The organism is Pseudomonas sp. NPDC012596 (assembly GCF_042902325.1).
GTDB lineage: Bacteria > Pseudomonadota > Gammaproteobacteria > Pseudomonadales > Pseudomonadaceae > Aquipseudomonas.
The window spans coordinates 48406-65115 of the sequence record NZ_JBIBEB010000008.1; the positions used below are offsets into that span (position 1 = coordinate 48406).

A 16710-nucleotide genomic window follows, 5' to 3' on the forward strand; every position below is an offset into this window, starting at 1 on the left:
CCTGACATTTTTGCCAGTATCGGGCTTTCTCAATCGCCCTCAATCTTGCATGACGACTCTTGATCAAGGCACTCGTTATGCGCCCGCTACTGATAACAACGCTTCTGTCATGCCTGGCCACCACCGCCTGGGTACCCCAGACTAACGCCGCGGATGCACCGAGAAATGATCTGCAGGGCGCTCTGGAGGGGCAGGTCGATTTTGCCCAGACGCATGTAGTAGCGGCGACTCGGAGAGTCTTCGACCCTTTTCTGGTGCCGGACAAAGCGGCCCTGGTCCTTTTCAGGCCGATCAAGCCAGTCACCGACGTGGACATGACCATAACGTTGAATGGCCGCACCACCACTGTACGCATGGAGCGCCCGGAAGCACTGCCCGGCACCGCGGTATATGACCAGGAGAACACCTTCTCCGGAAAGATCATTGAAGGCAGCTACCCGAAGTTCAGGGAAAACACGTTCAGCTATCAGGTCCCCTGGAACCTGTTCAGCGCCGATGCACGCATCAGCTTTCAGCAAGCTGGCAATCCGAGCAATCAAGGCTCGCTACCCGCTGACAAATTCGTATTCATGACCCCTGAAAGCGAGGGGCTGGTACTGATGAACATCAAGGGCTGCATCTTTAAGGATGAGTTGACGTGCAGGGACACCGTCGATCAGTTCGACGGTGAGTCCAACCCCACTGCCGCGCGCATTGCAGCACGGGAAATGCTCTCCGAACTGCCCACCCAACGCCTTCACCTTGGCACCGGCAAAGCTTACTGGCCACGCATCATTGCCATGGGACCGGATCAAAAGCCGCATGTTTACGACCAGACCAATGGCATGGAATGGGCTGAGTTCGGCGACAAAACGTTACCGGCCAAAGTGGGCATGGGCGATTACTGGCGCGCAGCCTCGAAACTGGGCGACAAGAAATCTGGCTACCCCGTAGCCATTACCGGGCAATTGCTTGACACGCCCGAAAGCATGCCTCCATTGCCGCCAGGCGTAGGCGCCAGCTGTGGAGGTAACAGCTGCAATTACCCTTATGAGCCGAATGGCTTCTGGCATGAAACAGGCCACGCATTTGGCCTTGCCCACGATACACCCGCTCGCTACGAAGACTGGTCGTATCGGGCGTATGATAATGTCTTCCTGCCCAACACACACCCTGACCCAGGCCGTTACGGATTGCCAGTGGACTATTTGGGTTTGCACTACTTCGGTCATGTTGTTGGATCACTTTCCGCCCTTCCTTGGCACCCCAGCACCGCTTCCGCGCCCTTGATCGACGAGTTCGAAAAGCTCGGCCTGATATCAACAGAACGTGCCAGCTGGAAACATTACATTGCGCCCTATACCCACCAGCAGACGCTACTAGTACAGCAGCGCTTCGGACGGCTGCCCGACGGCGCAAAGTACGCCGAACCGGGTGACGACCACCGCCCGCCGGCCATTGCCGTGACGGCGGTGGCCGCCGAGGAAGGCAAAGGCTTTGAGGAGGAGGCCTCATCTGGCTTCCTTGACTCAGGCATCCAGCAACCTGCGCCCCTGCTGCCGCTGCTTTCCCCTGAAGCAAATCAAGTCCCAGTTGAAACTGGAGTACCGGTACATACCTTGGTGGTGACCTTCTCAGACCCCTCCCACAACAAAGACGGCATCAACCAAATCTATCCCGCCATCTTGAGCAATTATGGGAATGTTTTCAGCCCTGCACAGTTATCCGCCCGCTCTGCAACCAGCCCACAGCGCAGCGCGCGGTACCACGCATTGATGACATTGACCTTGCAATGCCTCGCCTCGGAAAACGACAAACTGGTATCGAAAGCTTGCGATGACCAATCGGCTCAACTAGAAATTCAAACCGTACCCCCCGAAAACGCAGCGGAAGCGCCACTCGCGCCGATTGTCATCGTGCGTGACAGTGCCGGCAAGTGCCTGGATTTCGATTTTAACTTTCGCAGTTGTGTCAACGCCGAACCACAAGTTCGCTGGCGTGGCCGCATAGACCTAACGAATAATTCTCGCCTGCTGAAGCTGCAGGAAAGCAGAACAGGCAAGTTCATCACCCCCATTGGCAACCGCGATCTTGCCTTGCTTGCCAATAGCAGCGATAACGAATTGAGTGATTTCAAGCCAGGCGACGATCGCAGCACGCATACTTATCAGGTCGATATCCATTACGCCAGCGGAGCCATCGAAACACACCTAGTCTATGCCGGCCCCATCGCCATAGACACGTTGAAAACAGCCGTTTTCAATGTCAGCTCCGCGCGTAGACCTGTCAAGGCAGTGCTCAAAGTGGATGACGCCGTGACCCATGAGCGACAGCTTGAAGCTAACCGACTCCCCCCGGCCATCAGCATGGGGGCTGAGCACGGAGAGCAAATAAACCGGGCCTGGGAGCCGCAATGGCTCTACTCAAAAGAACAGGACGCCTGCCTCACAGCCACCGATCAAGGTTTGAAACTGGCGGCCTGCAATGCGGACGCAATTTGGCGCCTCCCCTACAAGAAGGTGCACCCCCATCTGCTCGACGCTTACGAACCACTCGACATCTCGGGCCGGTGCATCAACGCCAGCTTAGCAACCGGCGAGTGCCATTTCCCGCGCAAAGATACCGCCTGGTGGACACGCCAAGACCTGACCCAGACCCCTTCTGAGATCTATCTACAGGAGCTGTTCACCGGACGCTTCATCACCACAACCCACGGCAGCGATACGCCTGCGCTTGCCCCGCTGAGCCCCGGCGAAGAGCAACGTTTCCAGAAATGGGGGCTACCGAAGCTTTTCGTGATGCATAACCATCGATACCTGATAACTTCGGGCGGAACGGTCGCATTTTCGAGCGGCGGGGGCAGACACGTGGATAGATGGTACATGATCAACACGCCTGCCAATCCGCTGCCAGATGGAAGTACCGAGTTCACGCTAATGAACGACGCTGGCCAATGCTTGAACGACGAGTTGCAGCTTCAGGTGTGCGCGCAACCGCGTGCGGACAAACTCACCTGGTTGACTCGAAAGGACTTGACCGGGACGCCCTTCAAGACTCGACTTCAGAACAAGAAGACCGGTCAATTTCTTGAGGTAGGGCAGGACGGTACGGTTTCACTTAAACCGTTGGCAGGTGACGCTCAGGTCTTTGACTACGTACTTACGATAGAATGATTGCAGATGACAAACCGCCTGATCCAGGACACTCTGCTCATCGCCAACGCTGTGCGAACTAAAAAGCCCTGCAAGGCCAACACCTTGCAGGGCTTCGAGCGGTCAACCCCGGCTCAACGCTCCAGCAGAATCCGCAGCATGCGACGCAGCGGTTCAGCAGCGCCCCACAGCAGCTGGTCGCCGACGGTGAACGCGCCCAGGTACTGGGAACCCATGTTCAGCTTGCGCAGGCGGCCGACCGGAATGTTCAGGGTGCCGGTGACATTGGTCGGGCTCAGCTCCTGCATGCTGATTTCGCGCTGGTTCGGCACCAGCTTCACCCACGGGTTGTGTTGGCTGATCATGCCTTCGATGTCGGCCAGCGGCACATCCTTGTTCAGCTTGATGGTCAGCGCCTGGCTGTGGCAGCGCATGGCGCCGATGCGCACGCAGATGCCATCGACCGGGATCGGGCTCTTGAAGCGGCCGAGGATCTTGTTGGTTTCGGCCTGGGCCTTCCACTCTTCACGGCTCTGCCCGTTCGGCAGTTCCTTGTCGATCCACGGGATCAGGCTGCCGGCCAGCGGCACGCCGAAGTTCTCGGTCGGGTAGGCTTCGCTGCGCATGGCCTCGGCGACCTTGCGGTCGATGTCGAGGATGGCGGCAGCCGGGTTGGCCAGGTCATCGGCGACGGCCGCGTGGGTGGCACCCATCTGCTTGATCAGCTCGCGCATGTTCTGCGCGCCGGCACCGGAGGCTGCCTGGTAGGTCATGGCGCTCATCCACTCGACCAGGCCGGCTTCGAACAGGCCACCCAGGCCCATCAGCATCAGACTGACGGTGCAGTTGCCGCCGATGTAGTTCTTGGTACCGGCATCGAGCTGCTGGTCGATCACCTTGCGGTTGACCGGGTCGAGCACGATCACTGCATCGTCCTGCATACGCAGCGACGAGGCGGCATCGATCCAGTAACCCTGCCAGCCGGCTTCGCGCAGCTTGGGGAAGACCTCGTTGGTGTAGTCGCCGCCCTGACAGGTCAGGATCACGTCGAGGGTCTTGAGTTCTTCAATCGAATAAGCGTCCTTGAGCGGAGCAATATCCTTGCCCACACTCGGCCCCTGGCCACCGACATTCGAGGTGGTGAAGAACACCGGCTCGATAAGGTCGAAATCCTGCTCCTCCAGCATCCGCTGCATGAGCACGGAACCGACCATGCCGCGCCAACCGATCAGACCTACACGTTTCATCGCAACTACACCTTTGCTAAAAGTGGGCCGCCACCGACCAAAAACGGTGGCGGGCCAGAGAGATTACAGATTCCGCAGCGCTGCGACTACTGCGTCGCCCATTTCCTGCGTGCCTACCTTGGTGCAACCGGCCGACCAGATGTCCCCGGTACGCAGGCCCTGGTCCAGCACCTGGCTGACCGCTTGCTCGATGGCCGCGGCTGCAGCCTGCTGGTTGAAGCTGTAACGCAGCATCATCGACACCGACAGGATGGTCGCCAGCGGGTTGGCAATGCCCTGCCCTGCGATGTCCGGCGCCGAGCCGTGGCAAGGCTCGTACATGCCCTTGTTGTCAGCATCCAGCGATGCCGAGGGCAGCATGCCGATGGAACCGGTCAGCATGGAAGCTTCATCCGACAGGATGTCACCGAACATGTTATCGGTGACCACCACGTCGAACTGCTTCGGCGCGCGTACCAGCTGCATAGCCGCGTTGTCGACGTACATGTGGCTCAGTTCGACGTCCGGGTAGTCCTTGGCGACCTCTTCGACCACTTCACGCCACAGCTGGCTGGAGGCCAAGACGTTGGCTTTGTCGACCGAGCACAGTTTCTTGCCACGCACGCGGGCCATGTCGAAGCCGACGCGGGCAATGCGGCGCACTTCGCTTTCGCTGTACGGCAGGGTGTCGTAAGCCTGGCGCTCGCCGCCTTCCAGCTCGCGCTGGCCACGCGGCGCGCCGAAGTAGATGCCCCCCGTCAGCTCACGGACGATGAGAATATCCAGGCCCGAGACGATTTCCGGCTTGAGCGACGAAGCATCGGCCAGCTGCGGGTAGAGGATGGCCGGGCGCAGGTTGGCGAACAGGCCCAATTGCGAACGGATTTTAAGCAGGCCGCGCTCAGGGCGGATGTCACGCTCGATCTTGTCCCACTTCGGGCCGCCTACGGCGCCCAGCAGCACGGCATCGGCCTGGCGCGCGCGCTCCAGGGTTTCGTCGGCCAGTGGCACGCCGTGCTTGTCTATGGCAGCGCCGCCGATCACGTCGTGCTCAAGGCTGAAGCCGAGCTGAAACTTGTCGTTGGCCAGCTCCAGCACCTTGACCGCTTCGGCCATGATTTCCGGACCGATGCCATCACCTGGGAGAATCAGAATCTGCTTGCTCATGCTTTCCTCTATCCATTCAAGCGGTGCGGCCAGCTCGGCCGCACCGTAAAAAACTCAGCGCTCAGCCCACAGCACGATGACATCGGTGCTGAACGAGCCATCGGCTTCAATCTGGTAATACTGCCGCACTTCTTCACCCATGGCTTGCTGCAACTGGCGTATGGCTACGCACAGCGGCTCAGGCGTGCGCATGCGCTCGACCCACGAGTGCCACTCCAGGCGCAAGCGCTGACGGGTATGGCTGCGGGTATGCAGGCCTGCTTCGCTGACCTGGCGCTGCCACTCGGCAGCAGAATAATCGCGCACGTGGCTGGTGTCGCGCAGCACTTCTACCGTTTGCAGATAAGTATCGAGCAGCGGGCTGCCCGGCGACATCACGTCGATGAACGCCGCCACCCCACCCGGCTTCAGCACCCGACGCACTTCGCGCAGGGCCACGCCCAGGTCGCTCCAGTGGTGCGCCGAATAACGGCTGAAGACGAAGTCGAACGAAGCGTCAGCGAACGGCAAGCGCTCGGCGGCACCGCGCGCGGTGGTGATGTTGCCCATGCCACGCTCGGCAGCGGCGCTGGCGACCACGTCGAGCATCGACTGCGACAGGTCGTAGGCCACCACTTCTGCCACCAGCGGCGCGACGTGAAAGCTGACATGGCCGGCTCCGCACCCCAGGTCCAGCACCCGAGCGGCCCCCTGCCCCGCCAGCTCGGCCTGCAGCAGGGCGAACTCACTGCCCTGGGCGTGCACGGCGCTGCTGAGGTAGGCGCTGGCCTGTTCGCCGAACTGGCGTTGGACCACATCGGTGTGGGTGGTGCTGGTCATGGGCGCATTCCTTTTGATTTTGGGTTGTCTCTACGGCCGCTATCGCCGGCAAGCCGGCTCCTACAGAGACCCCACAAGTGCCAAGACCTGTTCAGTACTTGTGGAAGCCGGCGATGAGGCCAGCAAACCCGGTTACATCATTCAGGCATCACGGAACAGCCAAGGCTGCGACGCGCGGTGCTTGCCCTCGAATGCTTTGATCGCATCGGCGTCCTGCAGCGTCAGGCCGATGTCGTCGAGGCCGTTGAGCAGGCAATGCTTGCGGAAGGCATCGATTTCGAAGTGCAGCACCTTGCCGTCCGGCCGGGTCACCGCCTGTGCCTGCAGGTCGATGGTCAACTGGTAGCCCGGGTTGGCTTCAACCTGCTTGAACAACTCATCGACTTCCTCGTCGCTCAAGATGATCGGCAGCAGGCCGTTCTTGAAGCTGTTGTTGAAGAAGATGTCGGCGAAGCTTGGCGCGATCACGCTGCGAAAGCCGTACTCGTCCAACGCCCACGGGGCGTGCTCACGGCTCGAGCCGCAACCGAAGTTCTCCCGCGCCAGCAACACGCTGGCACCCTGGTAGCGTTCATGGTTGAGCACGAATTCCTGGTTCAACGGGCGCTTGCTGTTGTCCTGATAGGGCTGGCCGACGTCCAGGTAACGCCACTCGTCAAACAGGTTAGGGCCGAAGCCGGTGCGCTTGATCGACTTGAGAAACTGCTTGGGGATGATCTGGTCGGTGTCGACGTTGGCACGGTCCAACGGTGCGACGAGGCCAGTGTGCTGGGTAAAGGCTTTCATGCTGCGCTCCCTTGGATCAACTCGCGGACATCGATGAAGTGGCCGGTCACCGCGGCAGCGGCGGCCATGGCCGGGCTGACCAGGTGGGTACGGCCACCGGCGCCCTGACGGCCTTCGAAGTTGCGGTTGGACGTGGACGCGCAGTGCTCGCCGCTTTCCAGGCGGTCCGGGTTCATCGCCAGGCACATCGAGCAGCCCGGCTCACGCCATTCGAAACCCGCCTCGAGGAAGATCTTGTCCAGGCCTTCACGCTCGGCCTGCGCCTTGACCAGGCCGGAGCCCGGCACGACGATCGCCTGCTTGACGGTAGCGGCCACCTTGCGGCCCTTGGCGATTTCTGCCGCGGCGCGCAAGTCTTCGATGCGCGAGTTGGTGCAGGAACCGATGAACACGCGGTCCAGGTGGATATCGGTGATCGCCTGGTTGGCGCTCAAACCCATGTACTTCAACGCGCGCTCGATGGAGCCGCGCTTGACCAGGTCGGTTTCTGCTGCCGGGTCCGGCACGCGCTGATCGACGGCCAGCACCATCTCGGGCGAAGTGCCCCAACTGACCTGCGGCTTGATGTCGGCCGCGTCGAGCTCGACCACGGTGTCGAACACCGCATCGTCATCGGAAACCAGGTCTTTCCAGGACTCGACCGCACGCTCCCACTGCTCGCCTTTCGGCGCGTAAGGGCGGCCTTCGACATAAGCGACCGTAGTGGCATCGGTGGCGACCAGGCCAACCCGCGCGCCTGCTTCGATGGACATGTTGCAGATGGTCATGCGGCCTTCCATGGAAAGCTCGCGGATGGCGCTGCCGGCGAATTCCATGGCATGGCCGTTGCCACCTGCGGTACCGATCTTGCCGATCACCGCCAGTACGATGTCCTTGGCAGTGACGCCAGCAGGCAATGTGCCTTCGACGCGCACCAGCATGTTCTTCATCTTCTTGGCGACCAGGCACTGGGTGGCGAGCACGTGCTCGACCTCGGAGGTGCCGATGCCATGGGCCAGGGCCCCGAATGCGCCGTGGGTGGAGGTGTGCGAGTCGCCGCAGACCACAGTCATGCCCGGCAAGGTGGCACCCTGCTCCGGGCTGATGACGTGGACGATGCCCTGGCGCACGTCATTCATCTTGAATTCGACGATGCCATATTCGTCACAGTTCTCATCGAGGGTCTGCACCTGAAGGCGCGACACCTGGTCGACGATGGCTTCGATACCGCCCTTGCGCTCTGGCGTGGTCGGCACGTTGTGGTCGGGGGTGGCGATGTTGGCATCGATGCGCCATGGCTTGCGGCTGGCCAGGCGCAGGCCTTCGAAGGCCTGGGGCGACGTCACTTCATGAATGATATGGCGGTCGATGTAGATCAAGGACGAGCCGTCATCACGGCGCTTGACCTCATGGGCTTCCCAGAGTTTGTCGTAGAGCGTTTTACCAGCCATCAGACTGTTCCTCATCAGCGTCTTTCTATGCCAAAAACCCCTTGGCTTGTATGGACGATGCTATGGCGATAGATTGAATAACTCAAATTCATAATTTTCATGCTTTGCATAACCATCAGGAATTCGAACAATGGACATGGCCAACCTTAGCGCCTTCATTGCCATTGCCGAGACCGGCAGCTTTTCCGGGGCCGGCGAACGCCTGCACCTGACCCAACCGGCCATCAGCAAGCGTATTGCCGGGCTCGAACAGCAACTGGATGTGCGCCTGTTCGACCGCCTGGGGCGCGAGGTGACCTTGACTGAAGCCGGACGGGCCCTGCTACCGCGTGCCTACCAGATACTCAATGTGCTCGATGATACCCGACGTGCGTTGACCAATTTGACCGGTGAGGTGAGTGGTCGCCTGACCCTCGCCACCAGCCACCACATCGGCCTGCACCGCCTGCCCCCGCTGTTGCGGGCATTCACCCGTCAGTACCCGGCGGTGGCGTTGGATATTCAGTTCCTCGACTCAGAAGCGGCCTACGACGAAATACTCCATGGCCGTGCCGAAATTGCCGTTATCACCCTGGCACCCGAGCCTCATCACCTGATCAAAGCGTTCCCGGTATGGGATGACGCGCTGGACTTCGTCGCCGCCCCGGAGCACCCGCTGGCCAGCAACACCCAAGTCAGCCTGGCCGACGTCGCTCGCCACCCGGCGGTATTCCCCGGTGGCAACACATTCACCCACCACATCGTCCAGCGCCTGTTCGAAAGCCAGGGCCTGACGCCGAACATCGCCATGAGCACCAACTACCTGGAAACCATCAAGATGATGGTCTCGATCGGCCTGGCCTGGAGCGTGCTGCCGCGCACCATGCTCGATGATCAGGTTGCACCCATCGCATTACCCGGCATACAGCTGTCACGCCAGCTAGGCTACATACTGCATACCGAGCGAACGCTATCGAACGCCGCCAGGGCCTTCATGGCCCTGCTCGACAGTCACGCAGGGTCCGCCTGACCGGTCGTCAGCCCGGCATTTCCAACTCAAGGACGCGTCAAACGCCAAAGGTCTGGTACCAATGCCCAAATCAGCAAACCGCTTTCCGCGCCTGCCGCGTATTCCTGCGGCCGACCCTCAGGAGTCGGAGCAGGCCTGGCAGAACGCCCCGCAGCTGCTGGCCGCGCTCAATGGTGCACGCCTTGGCGCCTGGCTATGGGACATCGACAGTGGCCGGGTCAGTTGGTCACGCGGCACCCAGGCGCTGTTCGGCTTCGATCCGCAGCGCCCCCTGCCCAAGGACATCGACTACCTCGACCTGCTGCCCGAAGAAGACCGCGCCCGCACCCGTCAGCTGTTCCAGGCTGTGGTCAATGGCGAGCCCGCCGAGCGGGCCATGCGCCATCGTATCCGCTGGCCGGATGGCAGCCTGCACTGGCTGGAAATCAACGGCAGCCTGACCCACGACCGCCAGGGCCGGCCGCAGATGATCGGGGTGATCCGTGAGATCACCCGCCAGCGCGAACGGGAAACCGCGCTGATCAACTCGGAAAAACGCTTCGCCACGCTGTTTCACCTGAGCCCCAACGCCATCCTGCTCACGCGCCGTAACGACGGCATGATTTTCGAGGTGAACCAGCACTTTGAAGACATGTTCGGCTGGCCTGGCGAACAGGTGATCGGCAAGACCAGCCTGGAGCTGGGCCTGTGGGTGAACCCTGAGCAACGCCACCAGGTGCTGGAAGCGATCCGCGCCAGCGGCGGCCCGGCAATCATGGAGGTGCAGTTTCGCGCCAGCAGCGGCAAGGTTCACGATGGCATCCTGTGCGCCCAGGGCATTGAACTGGAGGGTGTGACGTTCCTGCTCAGCACCTTTGTCGACACCTCCGAGCGCAAGCGCGCGGAACAGGCGCTCAAGGACAGCCAGGAGCGCCTTGACCTGGCCCTGGACTCGGCGCAGCTGGGCACCTGGGACTGGCACATCCCCAGCGGCATGCTCTATGGCTCGGCCCGCGCCGCGCAACTGCACGGGCTCGACCCGATCCCCTTCCACGAATCGTTCGACGCGTTCTTCGAAGGCGTGCCCCAGGAAGAGCGCGACGTCATGCGCCAGGCCTACCGTAGCCTGCGCGAAGGCCCGGCTGGCAACTACCAGATCACCTACCGCGTGCAGCTCGAAAACGGCGCCTCACGCTACATTGAAAGCCGTGCACGCCTGTACCGCGACGACCAGGGCAACCCCTTGCGCATGGCTGGCACGTTGCTGGACATCACCGAACAGGTAGAACGCGAGCAGCGCCTGAGCGCCTCGGAGGAGAAGTTCGCCAGCCTGTTCCAGGTAAGCCCCGACCCAATCTGCGTAACCCGCCAGGACACCGGCCAGTTCATCGAAATCAACGCGGCCTTCACCCAGACCTTTGGCTGGAGCGCCGAGCAAGTGATAGGCCGCACCGCCGAAGAGATTGGCCTGTGGGCAGAATCGATCGCACGCGCGCAGCGCATCGAGCGAGTCATCCGCGAGCAGGCGCTGAGCAACGTCGCCGTGGTGGTCAACCACCGCAACGGTTCACCGCTGACCTGCGTGATCGCCAGCCGGCTGATCACCGTAGACAACCAGCCTTGCAGCGTCACCACGCTGCGTGACATCACCCAGCAGCAACGGGCCGAGGCGGCGCTTAAGTCCAGCGAGGAGAAGTTTGCCAAGGCGTTCCACTCCAGCCCCGACGCCATCACCATTACCGAACGCCGCAGCGGCCGTTATGTGGAGGTCAACGATGGCTTCTGCCGGCTGACCGGCTACAGCAATGCCGATGTGATCGGCCGCAGCGTCTATGAGCTGGGTATCTGGGCCGACGACAAACAGCGCAACGCCCTGCTCGCCGAGCTCAAGGAGCGCGGCCGGGTGCACCACCGCGAAATGCTCGGGCGCAACAAGCGTGGCGACATTCTCACCGTGGAAGTGTCGGTCGAGCCGATCAGCCTCAACGAAATCGATTGCCTGCTGCTTACCGCGCGCGATGTCAGCCAGCTGAAGAATGCCCAGGCGCAGATCCGCCACCTGGCCTACCACGACCCGCTGACCAACCTGCCCAACCGTGCCCTGCTGATGGACCGCCTGAGCCAGCAGATCGCCCTGTTGCGCCGGCATAACCTGCGTGGCGCCTTGCTGTTCCTCGACCTCGACCACTTCAAGCACATCAACGACTCGCTGGGCCACCCAGTGGGCGACACTGTGCTGAAGATCATCACGGCGCGGCTAGAAGCCAGCGTGCGCCTGGAAGACACCGTGGCGCGCCTGGGCGGCGATGAGTTCGTGGTCCTGCTCAGCGGCCTGGAAGGCAGCCGCGAGGCAGTGGAAACCAAGGTCCGCGAACTGGCCGACACGCTTCGTGAACTATTGGCCGAGCCCATGTCGCTGGACGGCCAGCGCCTGCAGGTAACGCCAAGCATCGGGGTAGCGCTGATCCCCGACCACGGCGCCACCCCGGCCGACCTGCTCAAGCGCGCCGACATCGCCTTGTACCGGGCCAAGGACTCAGGCCGCAACACCACCCAACTGTTCCACACCACCATGCAAAAGGCCGCCAGCGAGCGCCTGCGCATGGAAAGCGACCTGCGCTTGGCACTGGCGCGAGGCGAACTGGCCTTGCACTTTCAGCCCCAGGTGGATGCCCGCGATAATCACATTGTCGGTGCTGAAGTGTTGCTGCGCTGGCACCATCCACAACTGGGCCAGCAGCCGCCTGCGCAGTTTATTCAGGTATTGGAAGAAAGCGGCCTGATCCTCGAAGTTGGCAGCTGGATCCTCGACGAAGCCTGTGATGCGTGCGCGCACATGCTCGAAGACGGGCTGATCGATGCCGATGATTTCAGCCTGTGCGTAAACATCAGCCCGCGGCAGTTCCGCCAGAACGATTTCGTCGAACGGGTGTTGCGCAGCCTGAACGACTACCGCCTGCCCCATCACATGCTCAAGCTGGAAATCACCGAGGGCATCGTGATCCAGAACTTGGAAGACACCATCAGCAAGATGCGTGAGCTCAAGCGCTATGGGGTGAGCTTCGCCATGGACGATTTCGGCACCGGCTATTCCTCGCTGACCTACCTCAAGCGCTTGCCGGTGGACGCCTTGAAAATCGACCAGACCTTCGTCCGCGACGCCCCGGTAGACCCCAATGACGCCGAGATTGTCCGTGCCATCGTCGCCATGGCGCGCAGCCTGGACCTGGCCGTGATCGCCGAGGGCGTTGAACTGACCGAGCAGCTGGAATTTCTCGAGCGGCTGGGCTGCCATCTGTACCAGGGCTACCTGCACAGCCGGCCGCTGCCGCTGCAGGAGTTCAGGCAAATGTTGCTGGAGGCGCCGGCGGATTTTTGAACAACAAAAAAGGGCACCCGAAGGTGCCCTTTTGGCATGCCGCCGAACTTAGTTCAGCGCAGGTTTTTCCCCATTGATCGGGATGCGCTTGGCCTTGGCTTCTTCCGGCACGATGCGCTGCAGGTCGATGCTGAGCAGGCCGTTGGCCAGGCCTGCGGATTTGACCACGATATGGTCATCCAGGCGGAACGACAGCTTGAAGGCGCGCTGGGCAATGCCCTGGTGCAGATAGGTCACTTCAGCGGCGCCATTTTCGCGCTTGCCACCGGTTACGGTCAGGACGCCTTTTTCGACTTGAAGGTCGAGGTCCTGCTCCTGGAAACCGGCTGCAGCAACCACGATGCGATAGTGGTCATCGCCATGTTTTTCCACGTTGTAGGGAGGGTAGCTGCTACCCGCCTCATTGCGTGCCGCCGACTCGAACAGTTCGTTGAAACGGTCGAAGCCAACGGAATGGCGGAACAGAGGTGCGAGAGAGAATGCGCTGGTCATGGTCATGAACTCCTGAAATTCAGCAAGTAAGTCATTACGCGACCCGACTTCGGCATCGCGTACTGAATAAATAGGGTTCAGGAGATGGCTTTCAAGGGGCAGGTGTAAAAAATTTGATTTCTGCTGTGGCGTCGATGGCCCTATCGCCGGCAAGCCGGCTCCCACAAGGACCGAGGCAACGCATGGCCTTGTGGGAGCCGGCTTGCCGGCGATAGGGCCGGGTCAGGCAACACATTCCTCAGTTGCCTGCACTTCAACCCCCAACAGGCGGCTGATCCGCTGGCAGTCGTCTTCCCTGCGCAACTCGGCAAACAGCACCACCGCCTCGGGGTAACTGCGCGTCAGCATCGCCAGCCACTGCTTCATCCGCCCAGGCGCGTAGCGCGGCGACAGCTTGGCCTGGGCCTGGCGCCAGAATTCGCGCAGCAGCGGTAACAGCGCCTCCCAGCTCATCGGCTGGTAGTCACGGCCATCACGCGCAGCAGCGATCTGCAAGGCCAGGTCCGGCCGCGACACCAGCCCGCGCCCGAGCATGATGTCTTCAGCACCACTGACTTCGCGGCAACGCCGCCAATCGTCCACGGTCCAGATCTCGCCATTGGCGAACACCGGCACCTTGACCACATCCTGCACCCGCGCCACCCATTCCCAGTGCGCCGGAGGCTTGTACCCTTCGACCTTGGTGCGGGCGTGCACCACAAGGTGCGCCGAGCCACCTTCGGCCAGGGCCGTTGCGCAGTCCAGCGCACCGTCCGGGCTGTCGAAGCCCAGTCGCATCTTGGAGGTGACCGGGATGTGCGCCGGCACCGCGCGGCGCACCTCACACACAATGGCATGCAGCAGTTCCGGCTCCTTGAGCAGCACCGCGCCGCCGCGCGACTTGTTCACGGTCTTGGCCGGGCAACCGAAATTCAGGTCGATCACCGGCGCGCCCAGCTCGCAGGCCAACGCCGCGTTTTCAGCCAGGCACACCGGATCGGACCCCAGCAACTGCACGCGCATGGGCACGCCGGCAGCCGTGCGCGCCCCCTGACGCAGCTCCGGCGCGAGCTTGTCGAACGAAGAGGCTGGCAGCAGGCGATCGCACACGCGGATGAACTCGGTGACGCACCAATCGATGCCGCCCACTCGGGTCAGGACGTCGCGCAGGATGTTGTCGACCAGCCCCTCCATAGGGGCCAGGGCAATTTGCATGTTGGGGTCTCGGCGGAAAAAGGCGGCAGTCTAACAAAAAATGCCGCCCGCTCAGGCACCGATCAGCGCCGGGCCATAACCTTCGACGAATTCCGCCGGCATGCGCTTGGGCTTGCCGCTGGACAACTCGATGCAGGCGAAGGTGGTTTGCGCGCGCAGCAAGGTCACGCCGTCACGTGGGCGCTTGAGCTGGAAGCGCCGGGTCATGCGCAAGCGCTGGTCCCAGTCGACGATCCAGGTGGCCAGCTGCAGCTCGTCATCCTCATAGCCGGCAGCCAGGTAGTCGATTTCGTGGCGCACCACCGCCATGGCCCGGTCCAGGCGCCGGTACTCGGCAAGGTCCAGGCCCAGGCGCTGGGAGTGGCGCCAGGCGCAACGCTCCAGCCAGGTGACGTAGACCGCGTTGTTGGCGTGGCCGAGGCCGTCGATGTCCTCGCTGCCGACGCGCAGGTCGATGATGAATGGCGTTGCCAGGTCCCAGCTCATGCCCGCTCCCTATATGTATGAACGGGCAGAGTGTATCGGATGTTCAGGCGCTTTGCCGCGCGGGGGCACTGGCACGGCTGAGCAATTCGAGCACCGCCTCGCCCAGGCGCGGGTCTGCCAGCACACGCTGGTGGCCGCCGTCCTCCAGCCGCAGCAAGCGGCTGTCGAACCATGCCTTGTGGATGATCTCGGCTTCGCTGGCGGGCACTAACGCGTCATCGGCGGCATGCACGATCAAACCCGGCAGCTCCAGCTGATAACCGCTGACATCCAGGCGACTGATTTGCATGCCGACATCTCGTTCGACCTGGCGAATGAAGGCGGCCCTGGCCCGGGCCGGCAAGCCCAGGCGCCGGGCGAAACCACGCAGCACACCGAGCAGCTGGGCGGGCGCAGCGATACTCACTGCCGCCTCGGCGCGCAGCCCCATCTGCAGGGCAAGCATGACACTGGCACCGCCCATGGAATGACCAATCACCGCACGCAATGGCGGCAGTTCGGCAGCAGCCTCCAGCAACGCCCGGGCAAACAGCACCACATGCGCCTGCTGCCCGGGCGAGCGACCGTGCGCCGGGCCTTCCAGGGAGACCACGGTGTGCCCGGCCTTCACCAGGGTTTCGATCAACGCTGCAAACTGGGTGGGGCGCCCTTCCCAACCGTGCATCAGCAGCACGGTCGGGCCTTTACCCCACCGCAAGGCAGACAACCCAAAGCGCAAGGTAATGCGCTCGGCGTTCGCCAGCAGCGGCAGCTCCCATTGCCTGGGCGGCAGGTTACGCGGGGTCATGAAGGCGCGGCGCATCTTGCCGGCGACATGTTCGGGGGCCAGTCGGCCGAGGGTGCCATTCACACCACGAATCCAGCTCAGGGTAGTCATCGCCTTGCTCCAGGGTCTGAGGCTCAGATAATCGCCGACTTGGCGGCGCGCAGAATACGGTCGGACAACTCGCCCGTGCCCAGGGCACGGGCCAGCGCCAGACCTCCAATCATCAGGGCCAGGTCGGCCAATGCCATGTCGGCATCTTCGGGGCGATCGACCATGGCTGCGGTCATCAGCTCGATGTGCTCGGCCAGCACCTCGCGAAACACCTCTGGCAGGCGCTGCATCTCGCCAATCGAATTGGGCAGCGGGCAGGCATGCACTTCGGCATCACGGTGCTTGCGCGACAGGTAAAAGGCGCTTGCCAGCGCCCGGCGCCCCTCGCCGTCCAGGCTTGGGTCAACCTGGGCCAACAAGGCCCGGCGCTCGCTGAGCAACTGGCGGAACGCTTCGAGCATGAGCTCGTCCTTGCTGTCGAAGTGCGCGTAGAAGCCTCCAACGGTCAGGCCTGCCGCGCCCATCACCTGGCTGACACTCGGCTCGGCCGGGCCGTGCTGGATCAGCGCGCTACGGGCCGCTTCGAGGATGCGTTCGCGGGTTCTGGTTTTCTTGTCACTCATGGCCAGCTCAACGGGAAAAATATGATGATTGAAATATGATACTCATCATATTTTTTGGCAAGCAGAAATTGAGACCGTTTATCGGCGTGCACTTTTCGGAGGGATAGAAAAACAAAAGGCCCATTCAATAAGCGAATGAGCCTTTAAAGTCCCGCAAAACGCGGGTAAACGT

The 16710-nt window shown here is 62.0% G+C and carries 13 protein-coding genes; 3 read left to right on the plus strand and 10 right to left on the minus strand.

Annotated features, from left to right (window positions below):
* Positions 1 to 77: 77 nt before the first annotated feature.
* The gene (locus ACFY68_RS12025) at positions 78 to 3152 is read left to right on the plus strand and encodes a TagA domain-containing protein (protein ID WP_387527255.1); all 3075 of its coding nucleotides are present in this window, start codon (positions 78 to 80) and stop codon (positions 3150 to 3152) included.
* A gap of 113 nt (positions 3153 to 3265) precedes the next feature.
* On the opposite strand, the gene asd is transcribed toward ACFY68_RS12025, so the two are convergent.
* The 5 genes from asd to leuC form a co-directional block, all read right to left on the minus strand.
* Positions 3266 to 4378 carry an aspartate-semialdehyde dehydrogenase gene (gene asd / locus ACFY68_RS12030; RefSeq protein ID WP_346613752.1) on the minus strand — a complete coding sequence of 371 codons (1113 nt, stop codon included), beginning with the start codon at positions 4376 to 4378 and terminating at the stop codon, positions 3266 to 3268.
* Between the two features lie 63 nt (positions 4379 to 4441).
* The gene (gene leuB, locus ACFY68_RS12035; protein WP_387527259.1) at positions 4442 to 5524 is read right to left on the minus strand and encodes a 3-isopropylmalate dehydrogenase; all 1083 of its coding nucleotides are present in this window, start codon (positions 5522 to 5524) and stop codon (positions 4442 to 4444) included.
* 54 nt (positions 5525 to 5578) lie between these two features.
* Complete coding sequence (locus ACFY68_RS12040) at positions 5579 to 6343, minus strand: class I SAM-dependent methyltransferase (protein ID WP_387527262.1); 765 nt, start codon at positions 6341 to 6343, stop codon at positions 5579 to 5581.
* A 141-nt stretch (positions 6344 to 6484) separates the two neighbouring features.
* On the minus strand, positions 6485 to 7129 hold the full coding sequence (gene leuD / locus ACFY68_RS12045; RefSeq protein WP_346613749.1) for a 3-isopropylmalate dehydratase small subunit: 645 nt from the start codon (positions 7127 to 7129) through the stop codon (positions 6485 to 6487).
* A complete protein-coding gene (leuC, locus tag ACFY68_RS12050; RefSeq protein WP_387527265.1) occupies positions 7126 to 8559 on the minus strand; it encodes a 3-isopropylmalate dehydratase large subunit in 1434 nt (477 codons plus the stop codon). Before leuC ends, leuD begins: the two co-directional genes overlap by 4 nt.
* Positions 8560 to 8689: 130 nt before the next feature.
* Here leuC and ACFY68_RS12055 point away from each other — a divergent pair, with 130 nt between their 5' ends.
* Together ACFY68_RS12055 and ACFY68_RS12060 are read left to right on the plus strand one after the other, a co-directional pair.
* Positions 8690 to 9568, plus strand: a complete 879-nt coding sequence (locus ACFY68_RS12055; protein ID WP_387527268.1) for a LysR family transcriptional regulator — start codon at positions 8690 to 8692, stop codon at positions 9566 to 9568.
* 61 nt (positions 9569 to 9629) lie between these two features.
* Entirely contained in the window at positions 9630 to 12926 is a 3297-nt protein-coding gene (locus ACFY68_RS12060) for a PAS domain S-box protein (RefSeq protein WP_387527271.1), read from the plus strand.
* A 48-nt stretch (positions 12927 to 12974) separates the two neighbouring features.
* Here the strand turns inward: ACFY68_RS12060 and ACFY68_RS12065 are convergent, their stop codons facing one another.
* From ACFY68_RS12065 to ACFY68_RS12085, 5 genes are all read right to left on the minus strand, one after another.
* Complete coding sequence (locus ACFY68_RS12065; protein ID WP_346613745.1) at positions 12975 to 13418, minus strand: Hsp20 family protein; 444 nt, start codon at positions 13416 to 13418, stop codon at positions 12975 to 12977.
* A 222-nt stretch (positions 13419 to 13640) separates the two neighbouring features.
* Positions 13641 to 14612: a tRNA dihydrouridine synthase gene (locus tag ACFY68_RS12070; protein ID WP_387527274.1), complete on the minus strand. Its 972-nt coding sequence runs from the start codon at positions 14610 to 14612 to the stop codon at positions 13641 to 13643.
* Between the two features lie 51 nt (positions 14613 to 14663).
* On the minus strand, positions 14664 to 15098 hold the full coding sequence (locus ACFY68_RS12075) for a thioesterase family protein (protein ID WP_346613743.1): 435 nt from the start codon (positions 15096 to 15098) through the stop codon (positions 14664 to 14666).
* A gap of 43 nt (positions 15099 to 15141) precedes the next feature.
* Entirely contained in the window at positions 15142 to 15975 is an 834-nt protein-coding gene (locus tag ACFY68_RS12080; RefSeq protein WP_387527277.1) for an alpha/beta fold hydrolase, read from the minus strand.
* A 23-nt stretch (positions 15976 to 15998) separates the two neighbouring features.
* Positions 15999 to 16538: a TetR/AcrR family transcriptional regulator gene (locus ACFY68_RS12085; RefSeq protein ID WP_387527280.1), complete on the minus strand. Its 540-nt coding sequence runs from the start codon at positions 16536 to 16538 to the stop codon at positions 15999 to 16001.
* Between the last annotated feature and the right edge of the window lie 172 nt (positions 16539 to 16710).